General features: G+C 65.5%; 14 protein-coding genes and 3 pseudogenes. 5 read left to right on the plus strand and 12 right to left on the minus strand.

Annotated elements, in window-relative coordinates; all coding sequences use genetic code 11:
- Positions 1–5: 5 nt before the first annotated feature.
- Positions 6–1988 (minus strand): CocE/NonD family hydrolase, encoded by a 1983-nt coding sequence (locus HYG77_RS09690; RefSeq protein WP_208962526.1) that lies wholly within the window; start codon positions 1986–1988, stop codon positions 6–8.
- 191 nt (positions 1989–2179) lie between these two features.
- On the opposite strand from HYG77_RS09690, the gene HYG77_RS09695 reads away from it, so the two are divergent.
- Complete coding sequence (locus tag HYG77_RS09695; RefSeq protein WP_208962527.1) at positions 2180–3097, plus strand: pseudouridine synthase; 918 nt, start codon at positions 2180–2182, stop codon at positions 3095–3097.
- 22 nt (positions 3098–3119) lie between these two features.
- On the opposite strand, the gene HYG77_RS09700 is transcribed toward HYG77_RS09695, so the two are convergent.
- Entirely contained in the window at positions 3120–3719 is a 600-nt protein-coding gene (locus HYG77_RS09700) for a transglycosylase family protein (RefSeq protein ID WP_109327301.1), read from the minus strand.
- A 263-nt stretch (positions 3720–3982) separates the two neighbouring features.
- On the opposite strand from HYG77_RS09700, the gene HYG77_RS09705 reads away from it, so the two are divergent.
- On the plus strand, positions 3983–4864 hold the full coding sequence (locus HYG77_RS09705) for a universal stress protein (protein ID WP_109327299.1): 882 nt from the start codon (positions 3983–3985) through the stop codon (positions 4862–4864).
- 13 nt (positions 4865–4877) lie between these two features.
- Here the strand turns inward: HYG77_RS09705 and HYG77_RS09710 are convergent, their stop codons facing one another.
- Positions 4878–5606, minus strand: coding sequence for a VIT family protein (locus HYG77_RS09710; protein WP_109327297.1), 729 nt, complete (start codon positions 5604–5606; stop codon positions 4878–4880).
- Positions 5607–5751: 145 nt separating this feature from the next.
- Here HYG77_RS09710 and HYG77_RS09715 point away from each other — a divergent pair, with 145 nt between their 5' ends.
- Complete coding sequence (locus HYG77_RS09715) at positions 5752–6534, plus strand: SDR family oxidoreductase (protein WP_109327295.1); 783 nt, start codon at positions 5752–5754, stop codon at positions 6532–6534.
- A gap of 405 nt (positions 6535–6939) precedes the next feature.
- Here the strand turns inward: HYG77_RS09715 and HYG77_RS09720 are convergent, their stop codons facing one another.
- The 5 genes from HYG77_RS09720 to HYG77_RS09740 all read right to left on the minus strand — a co-directional run bounded on the left by HYG77_RS09720 (position 6940) and on the right by HYG77_RS09740 (position 12039).
- The gene (locus HYG77_RS09720) at positions 6940–7398 is read right to left on the minus strand and encodes a MaoC family dehydratase (protein WP_208962528.1); all 459 of its coding nucleotides are present in this window, start codon (positions 7396–7398) and stop codon (positions 6940–6942) included.
- Positions 7399–7464: 66 nt separating this feature from the next.
- The gene (locus HYG77_RS09725) at positions 7465–8226 is read right to left on the minus strand and encodes an SDR family oxidoreductase (RefSeq protein WP_208962529.1); all 762 of its coding nucleotides are present in this window, start codon (positions 8224–8226) and stop codon (positions 7465–7467) included.
- 15 nt (positions 8227–8241) lie between these two features.
- Positions 8242–10038: an acyl-CoA dehydrogenase gene (locus HYG77_RS09730; protein ID WP_208962530.1), complete on the minus strand. Its 1797-nt coding sequence runs from the start codon at positions 10036–10038 to the stop codon at positions 8242–8244.
- Between the two features lie 30 nt (positions 10039–10068).
- Positions 10069–10800: an SDR family NAD(P)-dependent oxidoreductase gene (locus tag HYG77_RS09735; protein ID WP_109327287.1), complete on the minus strand. Its 732-nt coding sequence runs from the start codon at positions 10798–10800 to the stop codon at positions 10069–10071.
- A gap of 21 nt (positions 10801–10821) precedes the next feature.
- Entirely contained in the window at positions 10822–12039 is a 1218-nt protein-coding gene (locus HYG77_RS09740; RefSeq protein WP_208962531.1) for an acetyl-CoA C-acetyltransferase, read from the minus strand.
- A gap of 146 nt (positions 12040–12185) precedes the next feature.
- Between HYG77_RS09740 and HYG77_RS09745 the strand changes: the two genes are divergently transcribed.
- Positions 12186–12824 carry a TetR/AcrR family transcriptional regulator gene (locus tag HYG77_RS09745; RefSeq protein WP_208962532.1) on the plus strand — a complete coding sequence of 213 codons (639 nt, stop codon included), beginning with the start codon at positions 12186–12188 and terminating at the stop codon, positions 12822–12824.
- 56 nt (positions 12825–12880) lie between these two features.
- Here the strand turns inward: HYG77_RS09745 and HYG77_RS09750 are convergent.
- Positions 12881–13085: pseudogene (locus HYG77_RS09750) on the minus strand (NAD(P)(+) transhydrogenase (Re/Si-specific) subunit beta); the annotation flags it as partial.
- Positions 13086–13099: 14 nt separating this feature from the next.
- Here HYG77_RS09750 and HYG77_RS09755 point away from each other — a divergent pair.
- Positions 13100–13330, plus strand: a pseudogene (locus HYG77_RS09755) (IS701 family transposase); the annotation flags it as partial.
- 293 nt (positions 13331–13623) lie between these two features.
- Here HYG77_RS09755 and HYG77_RS39530 read toward each other — a convergent pair.
- From HYG77_RS39530 to HYG77_RS09765, 3 genes and pseudogenes are all read right to left on the minus strand, one after another.
- Positions 13624–13756, minus strand: a pseudogene (locus HYG77_RS39530) (IS3 family transposase); the annotation flags it as partial.
- Between the two features lie 2 nt (positions 13757–13758).
- A complete protein-coding gene (locus HYG77_RS09760) occupies positions 13759–14793 on the minus strand; it encodes a phosphotransferase family protein (RefSeq protein ID WP_109327281.1) in 1035 nt (344 codons plus the stop codon).
- Entirely contained in the window at positions 14786–15568 is a 783-nt protein-coding gene (locus HYG77_RS09765; protein WP_208962533.1) for an SDR family oxidoreductase, read from the minus strand. The genes HYG77_RS09760 and HYG77_RS09765 overlap by 8 nt, the downstream gene beginning before the upstream one ends.

Here is a 15568-nt window from a genome sequence, read left to right on the forward strand (position 1 = left end):
ACCCGTCACCACGCCGTTGCTCCGACCAGCGGGAGGTTGACGAAACTCGGCCTGTCCGGCGACAACCGGACATGCTGCTGCTTCAACTGGCTGTCCGCGAGCATCGGTCCGAGCGGCAGATAACGCGGAAAGCTGCTCGCGTACACGTCGACACGCAACCGGTGTCCGGGCGCCAGGACAGCGTCCGTGGGCACGAAGTTGATGTCCACGGGTGTGACCTCCCCGGGAACGAGGGGCTGGCGCGCCGCCACCGTCAGGTAGTGATGCGGTTCGGTGTAGTCGCCGTTGGGAGACTTCGTGCTCTGCGCATCGTCCACCGCACGCATCGACGCAGTGAGCGCCCCATTGGTCAAGGTCGTCGACGTACCGTCGGGCGCGACGTCGTTGAGTGTGACCGCCCAGAAGCCGTCGGTGGCGTCGAGCACCGTCTCGAGATGCAGGTTGACGGGTCCCGACAACTCGGTGGGCCGGGTGACGGGAGCGCTGGTGAATGTGAGGCCTTCAGCCTCGTTGAAACGGGAGTCCTTGGTGCATGCCGATCCGAAGATCACGGCCGCCCCGGCCGTGCCCTGGGCACCGTCACGCGAACACAGTGCCCGCAGGCCCGGCGCCACCGTGAGATTCGCGAAATCGGCGGGCTGCGCCGGGACGAGGCTGCCGTCGTGCGCAGCGTGCCCCGCCGTGCCGCTCGGCGCGTTCGACAGATACATCCGCTGGTAGTCGACGCCGGCCCGGGGGAACGAATCGGTAGTGGTCCATCCGTTGCCCTGCTGATACAGCGTGACCGGGCCGTAGGCGTCGATTCCGTTGTCAACACCCTTCAACCATTTGTCGTACCAAGCGCGTTCGAGAACGTCGAGGCGTGGCGGGGCGCCCGGCTCCCCGAACCCACCACCGAAGTTGATGTGGTAGGCGTCGCTCATGATCAGCTGCTTCTCGCCCGGCGGCAGGGGGATGTCGTTGTAGACCCGGGGCTCGCTGTTGGCGAAGATGTCGTGCCACGCGCCGTAGAGCATCGTCGGCACCTCGATGTTGTCCACCCGGGCTTTGCGCTCCTCGTAGAACTCCCCATCCTGCGCTACCCGCAGCGTGCCGGGATCCAGGTCGTTCACGGTGGGCGCTGTCATGGCCTCGAGGAGAGCCGGGAACAGCGTTAGGGGATCACGAAGCCGATCCTGAAGCCAGGTTTGGTCGAAGCGGCCCTGCGCGAGCGCCTGCACGTCCGGAACGAACTTGAGACCGTTCACCAGCGAGAGCCAGAGGGGCATGAAACCCACACCCAGTCCGGCGCCGGTCCCGACGATGTCGCGGAGCAGATCGTTTCCGGGTTCTGTGGGGAAGATCGCCTTCAGGGCAGGCGGCTGATGACCCGCGGCCTGCAGGGAGTTGATGCCCGAGTAGGACACGCCGCCCATCCCGACTCGGCCGTCAGACCAGCTCTGCTTGCTGATCCAATCGATCACCTCGACGGAATCGCGCTGCTCGACCGGGCCGAGTGCCTGCCATTCGCCCTGCGAGAAGCCGGTGCCCCGCGCATCCACGACCACCTGCGTGTACCCGTTCTGCACGAGGTCGCGGTTGACACCGAAAACGCGCATGCCGCCGCCTGACAGAACCTTCGCGGCCTCGGTGATGCCGTCGAACGGCGTACCGGCGAGGTTGTAGGAATTCACCAGGTCGACAACGGTGTCTTCGAGCCCCGGTACCGCGAGCACGGAGTCGACGACGTTGCCGATCAACTTGGTATACGGCGTGACATTGAGAACCGAGGGCATCTTGGTGTCGACCGGAATGCCTGCCGCGTCGGCGGGCCGATAGACGTTCGCCTTCAGCACGGTCCCGTCGCTCATCGTGATGGGCACGTCCCAGTCGATGGCGACGACCGGGTAGGCCGGCGGTGCATCGACGGCAGCCAGCCACTGTGCGGCTGCGGGTCCCCCGGTCGGGTCAGCGGACGCCGTGGGCGCTACAGCGAGCCCTATGGACATTGCTACCGAGACTGCCAATACACCTGGTCGAAACGCCCAGCGACGCACGATCACCTAAGAACCCCCGTGAACTTCCCGATGACGCGCCTCAGCGGCCAGGGTGGCCCGCGTCACAAACTTACCGGATAGTAGCCATGGGTTCGCGCCAGGTCAACGCCGAGTTACAGACAAGCTGCACTACCGTCGACGGTGTGCCCGACGCCCCGCTTCCCATTCGTGACGGCCTCAACCCGACGCGGCTGAGGACGCCCGATGACGGACCGTGGCCCAGCGTCCTCGAGTACCTCGTCGGCCGTTTTCCTCACGACGAAACACGGCTCCGCGAGAAGGTGGCCGCGCGGGAGGTGGTCGACGAGCGGGGGCACCCCGTCACCGAGTCGACGGCGTTCGTCCCGCGCAGAGATGTTTATCTTTACCGGGATCCTCCGGTGGAATCGCGGGTGCCGTTCGAGATCGAGATCCTTCATCGCGACGAGAATCTGCTCGTCGCCGACAAGCCCCATTTCCTGGCCAGTACACCGCGAGGCGCGTACATCGTCGAGTCCGCACTCGTACGGTTGCGCAGGAGTCTCGGACTTCCCGACCTGACGCCCGTGCACCGGCTGGATCGTCTCACTGCAGGAGTTCTGATTTTCACCGTGCGACGCGAGGTCCGGCGGGACTACCAGTCGCTGTTCGATCGACGGGAAGTGCGCAAGGAGTACGAGGCGCTTGCCCGCCACGACCCCGAGTTGACCCTTCCCGCAACGGTCCGCAGCCGCATCGTCAAGCAACGCGGCGTCTTGAAGGCTTTCGAGACGGAGGGGCCCGCGAACAGCGAGAGTCGCATCGAACTGCTCGAAATCCGCGATAGTGCCGCGCGCTATCGACTGCTCCCGCACACCGGCAAGACGCACCAGCTGCGGTTGCACATGAGTGCACTCGGCATCCCAATTTTCGGTGACAATTTCTACCCTGACTTCTATGATGTTGCCGGGGACGACTATTCGACTCCACTGCGCCTACTCGCACGCTCGGTGGAATTCACCGATCCCTTGTCGGGTGCACACCGCCGGTTCGTCAGTGAGCGGACCCTGATGTGGCCGGCGTCTACCCCGCCGGCGCAATGACACTCAGCGCAGGGACGTCGAACTACTCCTGCGAGGCCGCCACCCTCTGCTCCAGAACCTGACCGGATCCGTTCTGCTCGGCGAGGCGGCGGGCACTGTCCAGAGCCTCCTGGGCAGCCGCCTTCACCGCGGCCGCTTTCTCGGAGGGAGTGAGATCCTCGGGCGACGACGGAGCCACTTCGGGCACAGGGGACGTCGGAGCCACTTCGGGCACCTCGCTCACTTCCGGCACCTCGCCCACATCCGGCGTTTCCGGCAGCTCGTTGGTTTCCGGCACCTCGACGGGGTCTGTCAGGTACTGGCCGCAGTCCGGCCACGCGCCGACCCCCTGGCTCTGGAGCACCTTTTCGGCGATACGGATTTGTTCCGCTCGACTCGCTTCGGACGGGTCTCCCTTTCCGCCATGGGATTTCCAGGTCTCGGGCAGAAATTGCAGGCCCCCGTAGTAGCCGTTTCCGGTATCGATCGTCCAGTCGCCGCCGCTTTCGCATTCGGCGACGGCGTCCCAGTTGTGCGGTGCGGCAGACGCAACACCGGCGCTCAGGCCCAGTGGAACCGTCACGGCTGCGCCGATCGTGGCAATCCAGCCCAGGGTGCGCCTCTCGATGTGGCACGTGGTCATGCTGAGTCCTTCCTCTCCGCGCTCGCGGACATGGGTCGGCTTCTCCCCTTTGTGACCTCCTCCCGATACCTCTGAGGCAGAAGTAAAGTACAGGTGTACGACTATTGTGTTGTGACAGGTGAATCTTCGGAATTCCGAAGTTTCGACGCCGATCCGTCGCCGTGTCGTGACGAGTCCGTTACTTGCCGGAGGTGGGTCCGCAAAGTACACACATAAGGCACTGTGGAGACCGGACGAGTACAGCCCGACGAAGGGAACCAGACGTGAGCACCTCTTCAAGCCATTCCGTCGTCGTCGGCCTCGACGGATCCGACGCGTCCACGGCCGCCGCCACGTGGGGCGCCGCAGTAGCAGCGAAATGGCGCGCCACACTGTCACTCGTCCACGCGCTGCCGCAGGACGGCCCGCTGTACAGCCCGGCGTCGATCATGCTGGAATCACAGTTTCTCAGCCAATTGAGAGAAGACGGCGAGGCCATCGTCGACACCGCGAAGAACCTACTGGGACAGCACTATGAGGATCTCACCATCGAGACGACGATCAGTCCCGGGCCGGCGGGCACGGCGCTGCTGGAAGCCGCCGACTGGGCGCGACTGATCGTGCTGGGTTCGACCGGAGCAGGCGCGTTCCGCTCAGTTCTCCTCGGGTCGACCGCGCTGCACGTGGCCAATCGTGCGGAGTGCCCGGTCGTCGTTCTGCGCGGCGACGTGACGGCGCCGGACGGGCGTCCCGTCGTGGTCGGAGTCGATGGGAGCGAACTCAGCCGCGAAGCGGTGTCGCATGCATTCGAGTTCGCCTCCTTTTTCGGCGCGCCCCTGGTTGCGGTCCACACCTGGCAGGGCTCCCCGACATTCGGAGCGGGCGGCACCGGCATGCTCGTCGACTGGGACGCAGTGAAACAGGAAGAAGCCGCCGTCCTGTCGGAGGGCTTGGCCGGAGAGTCGGAGCGGTACCCGGACGTCTCCGTGACGAAGGTGGCTCAGCAGGGCGCCGCCGCGGACGTCATTCTGCAGCATGCCGCCGACGCCCAGTTGATCGTCGTGGGCAGCCATGGCCGTGGCCCACTGCTGGGCGCGCTGATGGGATCGACGAGCCAGAACCTGCTCCACCACGCCACCACTCCGGTCATGATCTGTCGAAGCTGAGACTCGTCCGGCGCTACGTGATGCCGGTCCCCACCCACTGACCGATGCCATAGGTCACCCCCATGGCGAGTGCGCCGCCGAGCGCCACCCGCAGGACGGCGCGGGTCCGCCGAGCACCGCCGAGAGTCGCACTCACCGACCCGGTCAGGGCCAGCGCAAACAGTACGGCCAGAAAAGTCACCGGGACGCGCAGGTGCACCGGCGTGAGAAGAATCGCCAGTAAGGGAATGGCGGCACCGAGAGTGAAGGACAGCGCCGAAGACCCGGCGGCCTGCCACGGATTGGTCAGTTCGTCCGGATCGAGACCCAACTCGACGTCGACGTGCGCGGCAAACGCATCGTGTTCGGTAAGTTCGCGGGCCACCGTGCGGGCAGTGTCTTCCTGCAACCCCTTTCGCTGATAGATTTCCACGAGCTCTTCGAATTCGGCAGTCGGGGTTTCGGAAAGTTCCTGTTGTTCCTTCGACAGCAACGCCCGTTCCGTGTCGCGCTGCGTGCTCACCGACACATACTCGCCGAGAGCCATGGACACCGCGCCGGCCGCCAGACCGGCGAACCCTGCAGTGAAGATCGCCGACCGCTCGGTGGTGGCCGCCGCGACACCGACCACCAGACCGGCGGTGGACACGATGCCGTCGTTCGCTCCCAGAACCCCGGCACGCAACCAGTTGAGGCGACCGGCCAGTGTGGGGCCGTGCGGTTCCACGGCGGCATGCGAGGACTCAGCGCGTTCTGCGGACATGGATTCAGGCTAGGTCCGCACGGAGTTGCCCGATAGCGAGGCAAGGCTGCGCTGTCGCTCAGTTCGCTGCGCGGGTCGCTCGGTTCGCAGCGCGACCAAGCAGTTGCTAGGTTGATGTGGTTCGTACCCGATCATTGGAGTCCCTATGGCGGCACCCGGCAACAGCGCTCCCCCGCGGCGACGGTCCGCTCTGGTCACCGGCGGCACGGGTGGCATCGGTTCCGCCGTGGCGCGGCGACTCGCGGACCTCGGGCACCACGTGGCCATCACCTACCGATCCCACGCCGATGTCGCGGCCGACCTGGTGACCGAACTCGAGCAGACCGGTGTCACCTGTGCCGCCTTCTCCACGGATCTCGTCGACGAACTTCGCGTCGCCGAGGTTGTTCGGCAGACGGTTGAGCACTTCGGCGGGCTCGACGTCCTGATTCACGCAGCGGGACCGCACATTCCGATGGTCCACCTGTCGCAGATCACGCCGAAGGATTACGCCGTCCATCTCGAACAAGAGGCTGTCGCATTCTTCACCGTCGTCCGCGCCGCCCTCCCTGCCCTACGGGAATCCGCAGGTTCCGTGGTCGCGGTCACGACCGCTGCCACCAGCCGCTACCCCGTCCGCGACGGCCTCTCGGCAGGCACCAAAGGTGCTGTCGAGCAACTGGTCAAGGGGTTCGCGGCCGAGGAGGGCCGCTTCGGGGTCCGTTTCAACTCGGTCGGCCCGGGCATGCTCACCGACGGAATGGCGCAGCGCCTCATCCAGTCAGCCGATCTCGACCAACGCGCCCTCGACGTGGCCATGAGCCGCATCCCGCTTCGCCGTTTCGGCACGGCCACGGACATCGCCGAGGCCGTGTGTTTCCTGGCGAGTGACCGTGCGGGGTTCATCACCGGACAGAAACTCGACGTCGACGGTGGATACACGGCGTAAGGAGCCGCTATGTGTAATGGAGGCAGAGGACCGACGCCGAGGACACCCGGACGACGCCGCGCAGGCGGTGCAGCGTGTAACCGGTACCCCTCCATACGCGTCGAACACGCGACAACCGCCACCACCACCCGGGCCGATCGGCTTCCCTCCGCGTTGTCAGCCGATAACAGTCGCCGGGATGACGGAGCCAGTTCCCATTGACCCGGAACCTTCCAGTGAGAGGTCGCACGGCCACCGTGGGCTGAGCATGACCACCTCGCCGCTGTTGGGGGCGAGAGCTATTCGGTACTTCATCGAAATTGAGTGTTCGTCCGTGCGGCCGGTGTACCTTGCCAGATTCGGATCCACCAAAGATTCCAGCGTTGACAGTCCCATGTCGGTTCGAGTTTGTGGGCCTCGAGCGACTCAGCGATAGAAGCGGAATAGCGGTTCGGCCACACACACTGGCTTGTCCACTGCGCTGCAGTGCACTGTTGCTCGGAGGACGATCTGGATGCCGCCGGCGATGTCTTCGACGGTAATCAGCTCCGCGCTCAGTCGGACCTTGGACCCGACCGGAACCGGAGCAGGGAATCGGACCTTGTTCAGACCGTAATTCACCGCCATCGACGCTTGCCGAACCTCGAGGACCTGCGAGAACATGGCACTGAGTAACGACAGCGTGAGGTAACCGTGGGCGATGGGCCCGCCATAGGCGCTTTCGCTATTGGCGCGCTCGACATCCACGTGGATCCATTGGTGGTCGTCGGTGGCGTCGGCGAAGGTATTCACCCGGTCTTGGGTGATGTCGAACCAGTCGCTACTTGCGAGTTGCTGTCCGAGCAGTCCGTGGAGGGCGTCGACGTCGTCGATTGTGGTGGGCATGGTTACCTTCTCGCAGAGAGTGAGGAGATCAGCGGGTGGTGTGCATGTCGAAAGCGCGCCGTTCGGTCAGGTGATGGTCATGCCGCCGTCGACCGCCAGAGTCTGTCCGGTGACGTACCCGGCTGCGTCGGAGGCGAGCCAGACAAGGGTGGCGGCGAGTTCGGCAGCATCGCCGGCGCGCCCGAGCACCATCCGAGGCGCGAGGCTGTCGAGGTAGCCGTCGTGATATTGGTCGGTCATCTCGGAGGCGAAGAAGCCCGGGGCGAGCGCGTTGACGCGAATTCCCTTGCGGGTGCCCCACTGTTGGGCGAGATCTCGGGTCAGACCGATGATTGCGGCTTTGCTGGCGCTGTAGGCGGCCTGGGGCAGACCGGCGGTGGTGAGCCCGAGGACGCTGGAAATGTTGACGATGGAACTGCCGGGTTGCATGACCGTCCCACACGCCTGGGCGGTCCAGTAGGAGCCGCCCAGGTTGATGTCGATCACCGAGCGGAACTGGTCCGGGGTTTCGCGGGTGGCGGGGTGGGCGGTAGCGACACCGGCGTTGTTGACGAGAACGTCGACGCGGCCGAACTCGGTCATTGCCGCGTCGACCAGAGCCGCGCACTGATCCGGATCAGCGATGTCGGTAGCCACCGGCAGTGCCCGCTGGCCGGTGGCACGGACAAGTGCGGCTGTGTCGTCTAGTTTGTCGACACGGCGCGCCGCGAGGACGATGTCCGCGCCGGCCTCGGCGAGGGCCTGAGCGAAGGCCACACCGAGGCCGGACGAGGCGCCGGTGACGATGGCGACGCGGCCGTCGAGGCGGAACTTCTCGAGCACACTCATGTGATGCCTCCTGGGTCAGAACCAGCTGTTTTTCATGTCGAGAGTGGTCCGGTCTCCGCTGGCCAACAGATTGAGCTGGGGGCCGACCTTGGGTAGCTCGTGGGTGTAGAAGTAGCGGGCTGCCATGCGCTTTCCGTCGTAGAAGTCACCACTCTTACCCTCGGTGGCGATGAGCTGTTCGAGCCACATCCACGCGATGACCGTGTGCCCGAAGGCTTCCAGATAGACCGACGAGTTCGCCAGCGCAGCCGCCGCGTCACCGGCCGCCCACAAGGCGGCGGTGATGTCGACGACCCGGTTCCAGACGGTGTCGAGGGCGTCGGCGTAACCGGTGGCATCGCCACCGAGAGACCGCCCCCGCGCGACGGTGGCGGCGATCTTCGATCCGAGTAACCGCAGCCCGGCACCGTCTTGCATGATCACCTTGCGGCCCAGCAGGTCCAGCCCCTGGATCCCGTGCGTGCCCTCGTGGATCGGATTCAATCGGTTGTCGCGGTAGTACTGTTCGACGTCGTAGTCGCGGGTGTAGCCGTAACCGCCGTGCACCTGGATCGCGAGGCTGTTCGCCTCGAGGCACCACTGCGATGGCCAGCTCTTCGCGATCGGGGTCAGCACGTCGAGGAGCAACGTCGCCTGGTCTCCGGTGGCCGCATCGTCGGCCGTGTCGTGTTCGTCCACCAACCGCGAGCAGTAGAGGCCGAGCGCGAGCGCGCCCTCGACGTAGGACTTTTGGGCCAGCAGCATGCGGCGGACATCGGCGTGTTCGATGATCGGCACCGGCGGCGAGGAGGGGTCCTTGGCTCCGAGAGAGCGGCCCTGGGTCCGCACCGTCGCGTATTCGAGCGACTTGCGGTATCCCACGTAGCCGAGGGCGATCGCGAGGAACCCGACACCGATCCGGGCTTCGTTCATCATGTGGAACATGTAGGACAGGCCGCGGTGTTCCTCGCCGACCAGGAAACCGACAGCACCCGATTTGCCACCGGGGGTGTGGGTGCCGTCGCCGAAAGCGAGCAGGGTGTTGGTGGTGCCGCGGTTGCCCATCTTGTGGTTGAGGCCCACCAAAGTGACGTCGTTGCGTTCGCCGGCGGCACCGTCGGCGCCGGGAAGGTATTTCGGGACGATGAACAGCGAGATGCCCTTGACACCGGGGCCGCCACCCGGTGTCTTCGCCAGCACCAGGTGCACAATGTTCTCGGTGAGTTCGTGGTCGCCTCCGGAGATCCACATCTTGGTTCCGGTGACCCGGTAGCTGCCGTCTTCCTGCGGTACCGCGCGGGTGGTGATGTCCGCCAGCGAGGATCCGGCCTGCGGCTCGGACAGGCACATGGTGCCGAACCAGCGGCCCTCGAGCATCGGACGGACGTAATCGTCGATCTGCTGCTCGGTGCCGTACTCGGCGAGCAAATTCGCGTTGGCGATCGTCAGGAACGGATAGGACGAGGTGCTGGCGTTAGCCGCCTGAAACCAGGCCATCGCCGCCCGCGCCACCGTGGTGGGCAGCTGCATCCCGCCGACGCTCTCGTCGAATGCCCCGGCGATCAAACCGGCCGCCGCGTAAGCGTCGAGCGCCGTCTTGACCTCCGAAATCATCTCGACGGTGCCGTCCGGGCGCATGGTCGGCTCGTGCGCGTCGGCCTTCTTGTTGTGGGTGGCGAAATGCTTGTGTGCAAGGTCCGCACTGAGGTCGAGCACCGCGTCGAAGGTGGCCTTCGAATGTTCGGCGAAGCGCTTACGCGAGGTCAGTGCGACCACGTCGAGCCACTCGTACAGCAGGAAATCGAGATCGCGGCGAGAAAGTACATCAGTCATGAGAATCAGTTCCGTTCAAGGTGGGCTCGCTCAGATGGAGATGCCGCCGTCGACCGGAAGGACGACGCCGGTGACGTAGCCGGCTTCCTCCGACGCGAGGAAGCAGATGGCGTCGGCCATCTCGGCGGGATCAGCGAACCGCGAGATCGGACCGGTGACCTCGGCGATCTTCTCCTTCGGAATGGAGGCGGTCATCCGGGTCGCAGCATTCGGGGAGATCGCATTTACTGTGACCCCGAAAGCAGCGAGCTCTTTCGCGGCGGTCTTGGTGAACCCGATGATCCCGGCCTTGGCGGTGGCGTAGTTGGCCTGCCCGCGGTTGCCGTGCAGCCCGGTGTAGGAGGTGATGTTGACGACCCGCCCGAATTCCTGGCTCCGGAAATGCGGAACACAGGCGCGGGTGAACCGAAACGTGCCGCCCGCGTGGACATCGAGGACCTGGTCCCAGTCCTCGTCGGTCAGCTTCCACAGCACCTTGTCGCGCAGGATCCCGGCATTGTTGATCAGAATGTCCACCCGCCCGGTCTCGGCGATCACGGTAGAGACAACGTTCTCGACGTCACCGGTGTCGCTGACGTCGGCGGGGATGCCGATGGCTCCGATTTCGCGCGCGGCCTTGTCGAGTTCGTCCTTGTCGAAGTCCACCATGAACACTGTCGCCTTGGCCTCGGCGAAGTGGCGGGCCAGGGCCTGGCCGATGCCGCGGGCGGCGCCGGTGACGATGACCGATTTGCCGGTGAAGTCGTACGTGATGTTGCCCATTGAGGTTTCCTGTCCTTCTTCTCAGCTGAGGCGTTCGAGGACCATGGCCATGCCCTGGCCACCACCGACGCACATGGTTTCGACACCGAACTGCTTGTCGCTGGACTGCAGGTTGTTCAGCAGGGTCGCGGTGATCCGGGCACCGGTCATGCCGAACGGGTGACCGAGGGCGATGGCGCCGCCGGAGACGTTGAGTTTGTCCTCGTCGATGCCGAGTTCCCGCGCCGACCCGAGGACCTGCACCGCGAACGCCTCGTTGATCTCGAACAGGTCGATGTCGGAGATACCCATCCCGGCGATGGCCAGGGCCCGCTTGGTGGCCTCGATCGGGCCCAGCCCCATGATCTCCGGCGAGAGCCCGGACACCCCGGTCGACACGATCCGCGCCAGCGGGGTCAACCCCAGCTCCTTGGCCTTGGTGTCGGACATGATCACCAGGGCGGCGGCGCCGTCGTTGAGCGGGCACGCGTTGCCGGCGGTCACGGTGCCGTCCGGCCGGAACACCGGCTTGAGCTGCGACACGGCCTCGTAGGTGGTGCCGGCGCGGGGGCCGTCGTCCTTCGACACGACGGTGCCGTCGGGCAGCGTCACCGGGGTGATCTCCCGCTCGAAGAAACCGCTGCCTATGGCCGCCTCCGCCCGGTTCTGCGAGCGCACCGCCCACCGGTCCTGCTCCTCGCGGGTGATGCCGGTGATCTGGGCGACGTTCTCCGCGGTCTGGCCCATCGCGATGTAGGTGTCGGGGACGAGCCCTTCCTCGCGGGGGTCGACCCACTGCTGGCCGCCCTGGGCGAGCTTCTCGGTGCGGGCCTGGGCGTCGGCGTAGAGCGGGTTCTGGGTGTCGGGCAGCGAGTCGGAGCTGCCCGCGGTGAACCGGGACACCGTCTCGACACCGGCGGAAATGAACACATCACCCTCGCCGGCCTTGATCGCGTGCAGCGCCATGCGGGTGGTCTGCAGCGACGAGGAACAGTAGCGGGTGATGGTGGTGCCGGGAATGAAGTCGTAGCCCAACTGCACGGCGACGTTGCGGCCCATGTTGAAGCCCTGCTCGCCGCCGGGCAGCCCGCAACCCAGGATCAGGTCGTTGATGTCGGTGGGATCGAGGGCGGGCACCTTCTCCATGGCCGCCTGCACCATCTGCGCGGCCAGGTCGTCCGGGCGCATGCCCTTGAGCGACCCCTTCATGGCACGACCGATCGGAGAACGGGCGATGGAAACGATGACAGCCTCGGGCATGCGGAACTCCTGGGTGCGGGTCGTCTGGCGACGGTGATGGGAAAGCTATGCAGCCAAAAATATGCAACCGCATATTTACTATGCGTCTGCATATACTGAGGTGTCGCAGGAGACCTGTCAACCCCTGCCAACCGAGAGGCAACAGTGTGACGGACGCACCACTAACCGGAGCGGTCAGCGAACTGGGGACCTCGAAAGCCGCTGCGCGGATACGCGCCGCGGCCATCGAGGTGTTCGCCGCCAAGGGGTACGGCGCCGCCACTACCCGGGAGATCGCCGCCAGCCTCGACATGAGCCCAGGAGCCGTATACCCGCACTACAAAACCAAGGAATCCCTTCTCTACGCCATCAGCCTCGAGGGCCACCATTCGGTACTGGCGGCCATCACCGCCGCTGATAGTCCCGACGTCGCGGCGCCCGACCGGCTGACGTCGACCGTGACGGCCTACGTGATCTGGCACGCCGACAACCGCGCGAGCGCCCGGGTCGCGCAGTACGAACTACGTTCGCTCTCGCCTGTGCACTTTGCAATCATTGCGGACATCCGCCGGTCCACCACGAAGGTGTTCAAGCGGATCATCGAAGCCGGCGCAACGGCAGGCGACTTTCACCCATTCGACATCGAGGCCGCCGCGCTGGCAATCACGTCCCTCGGTGTCGATGTCAGCAGGTGGTTCCCCTCCCGTGCCTACTCCGACCCACGCATTATCGCGGATCGCTACGTCGAACTTACCCTTCGAATGGTCGGGTGTGCCGACCGGCAACCCCTCGACGAGCCTTCTTGACACGTGCTGCTGGACTGCAGGATTCGAGAACGGCTGTCACCGAAGCTGGTGAGACCTGCGCCGGAGAGCAGCCCGGCGGTGGCGTCCGCCTGGATCTCGCGGTGCTCGCAGTAGTCGGTGTCGTCGACCGGTCCAGCCGCAATGTCGAACCCGCCGGTGATAACCGAAATGAAGGAGCGGTTCATCCCCCTTGCACATGATGTAGGACAGGTAGGCAACGGAGGAGCCGACCAGTGCGCCGCCGATGATCAGCAGGTTGTTGTTGCCTCGAGTTGCCCGCCGACACCGAACCCGTCGAGCTTGGCCGGGTGGCCGGAAGTCGCTGGGCGATCGAGGAGTGCTTTCAAACCACCAAGAACGAGACGGACTCGACCGACCACTACCAGGTGCGCGGGTGCCCGGCCTGGTACCGGCACATCACCCTGTCGATGGCCGCGGCCGCCTTCCTGACGATCCTGCGCCGCGGCGCTCAAAGAGGGGAGTTCCAGCCGGTACCCGAGATCTAATACCTCTGACAATCAACGAGATACGGCGATTGTTTGGGGCCGCGTCTCCTGTCCGGTCGAACACGCCCTCGTACATGTCTGGCACTGGTCGAGCTGGCGCCGCGCCAGCCAGGCCAGAGCGCGCGCCAGCCACTCCAGGTCTCCGCCGGCGCGTTCTCGACGTGGAATTCCCACTCGTATCCGCGGCCTCGATGTCGTTCGGGGGAATTAATCGATTGACGAATGGAGTCTGTCCGTGTTGAACAGTGGACCGACTCCATTCGGCGGTCTCCCGCTCAACCTCGACGGCTAGCATCCGAGTGTTGCCTCAAACCTGTTGAGGTGAAGCGGAAATATGTTCTGCTACAGGTGAAACCGCGCGTGTCCGAGAACGCCGCTGACCAACGGTGTGGTCTTGGTAGTCATCACTCGCCAGCCCAGAACCCGAGTCAGATTTCGGCTCGGGAGGCGATGTCGCACGCCTTTTCCACGAGCGCGTCGATACGCTCCACCGTCGGCGTCCCTGCTGCTGCTTTGTTCTGCGGTTCATCTCGCGCCCGGCGCATGACACCCTCGGCGATGACCGCGACCTTCCATAGACCCAGAACATGCCAGAATCCGAGCGCCTCCGGGTCGCGCCCCGTCTCGTCGAAATACACCTGGGCGATCTCGGCTCGGTCGGGAAAGCCGTCGAGGGTCGAAGCCGGGAATTCACCACCGAACGTCTCGCCGGGCTCCGGCCAGTAGGCGAGCAGACTGCCGAGATCGGCGAGTGGATCGCCCAGGGTGCACAATTCCCAGTCAAGTGCCGCGGTGACTTCGCCGGTGTCAGTGGACGTGATGACGTTGCGGAGATGAAAATCCCCGTGTACCAATGTCAGCTCGTGTTGTTCGGGCACCGACTCGACGAGCCGACGCGTCAGATCGTCGAGGGCGGGCAACTCGCGGGTCTTCGACTGCTCCCACTGCCCCGCCCACCGTTTGAGTTGACGCTGCGCATACGGCTTGTGGCTGGCCAGATCGATCAACCCGGTCTGCTCGAGGTCGACCGCATGAATCTTTGCGAGCGTGCGGGGTAGGGACAGGCCGATCGCCCGCCGTCGCTCGGGTGTCAGCGCCTGCGCCACCGACATCCGGTCGACCACCTGCCCCTCGACGAACTCCATCAGCAGCAGCGGCACGTCGGTGACCGCCGGGTCTTCGGTGAAGCCGAACACCCGCGGGGTCGGCACCGCGGTGTCCTGCAGTGCGGAGAGTATTCGGGCCTCACGGGCCACGTCGTGTGCCGACGCGAGAAGGTGCCCCAGCGGTGGGCGCCGCAGCACCCACCGCCCACCGACGCTGTCGCGAACGAGGTAGGTGAGGTTCGACTGACCGAGACCGATCCGGTCGAAAGTCAGTGTGCCCGTGTAATCGACGCCGATGGTGTGCAACCATCGGGCCACGGCGACGGTGTCGATTCCGACGATACCCACGCTAGACACCGAGCTGGACCCCCTGCCGGAAGGGAAGAACGTCACCGAGCACCTGCCCGCCGTCGATGACCAGTGTTTCGCCGGTGATCCAGCTGGCGGCGTCGGAGACGAGGAACGCGACCGCCGAGGCGACGTCTTCGGGTTCACCGATGCGTCCGAGGGCTGTGGACGCGGACACCGTCTGCTCGTGTTCCTTCCACAACGCTTCGGCGAGCTTGGTCCGCACCACACCGGGAGCGACGGCATTGACCCGCACCTTCGGTGAAAGTTCCAGAGCCAGTTGCTTCGTGAGGTGAATGAGCGCCGCCTTCGACGCGTTGTACACGCCGATGTTCGCCTCGAACGCCATCCCGCCGACGGAGGCGGTGTTGACGACGGCGCCGCCGTGCTCACCCATCCATGCCTTCGTGGCCAGCCCCGTCCACAGCACCGGAGCCCACAGATTCACGTCGAAGGTCTTGGCGAAGCGGGCATGGTCCTGATCGATCACCGGCCCGAACGCGGGGTTGGTGCCCGCGTTGTTGACCAGGATGTCCAGACGGCCGAACCGCTCGAGCGTCACATCGATACACCGCCGGGCCGCGTCCTCGTCGACCGCATGGGCAGCGACGCCGATCGCGGTTCCTCCGACCTGTGCTGCGGCGGCGTCGGCCGATTCCTGCGAACGGGAGGTGAGCACGACGTTGCCGCCGGCGGCCGCGATGGCCTCAGCCACCGCGAGGCCGATGCCCCGGGACGCGCCGGTGACGATCGCGGCGCGCCCGGTGAGGTTCAGTCCGGCCAT

Source organism: Rhodococcus sp. ZPP (genome assembly GCF_017656075.1).
GTDB lineage: Bacteria > Actinomycetota > Actinomycetes > Mycobacteriales > Mycobacteriaceae > Rhodococcus_F > Rhodococcus_F oxybenzonivorans.

Coding starts and splice junctions, on each gene's coding strand:
- HYG77_RS09700 (WP_109327301.1), bottom strand. CDS start 3,719: ATGACCACGTGCCACATCGAGAGGCGCACCCTGGGCTGGATTGCCACG.
- HYG77_RS09710 (WP_109327297.1), bottom strand. CDS start 5,606: ATGTCCGCAGAACGCGCTGAGTCCTCGCATGCCGCCGTGGAACCGCAC.
- HYG77_RS09690 (WP_208962526.1), bottom strand. CDS start 1,988: ATGTCCATAGGGCTCGCTGTAGCGCCCACGGCGTCCGCTGACCCGACC.
- HYG77_RS09725 (WP_208962529.1), bottom strand. CDS start 8,226: ATGAGTGTGCTCGAGAAGTTCCGCCTCGACGGCCGCGTCGCCATCGTC.
- HYG77_RS09765 (WP_208962533.1), bottom strand. CDS start 15,568: ATGGCCGGACTGAACCTCACCGGGCGCGCCGCGATCGTCACCGGCGCG.
- HYG77_RS09735 (WP_109327287.1), bottom strand. CDS start 10,800: ATGGGCAACATCACGTACGACTTCACCGGCAAATCGGTCATCGTCACC.
- HYG77_RS09720 (WP_208962528.1), bottom strand. CDS start 7,398: ATGCCCACCACAATCGACGACGTCGACGCCCTCCACGGACTGCTCGGA.
- HYG77_RS09715 (WP_109327295.1), top strand. CDS start 5,752: ATGGCGGCACCCGGCAACAGCGCTCCCCCGCGGCGACGGTCCGCTCTG.
- HYG77_RS09730 (WP_208962530.1), bottom strand. CDS start 10,038: ATGACTGATGTACTTTCTCGCCGCGATCTCGATTTCCTGCTGTACGAG.
- HYG77_RS09740 (WP_208962531.1), bottom strand. CDS start 12,039: ATGCCCGAGGCTGTCATCGTTTCCATCGCCCGTTCTCCGATCGGTCGT.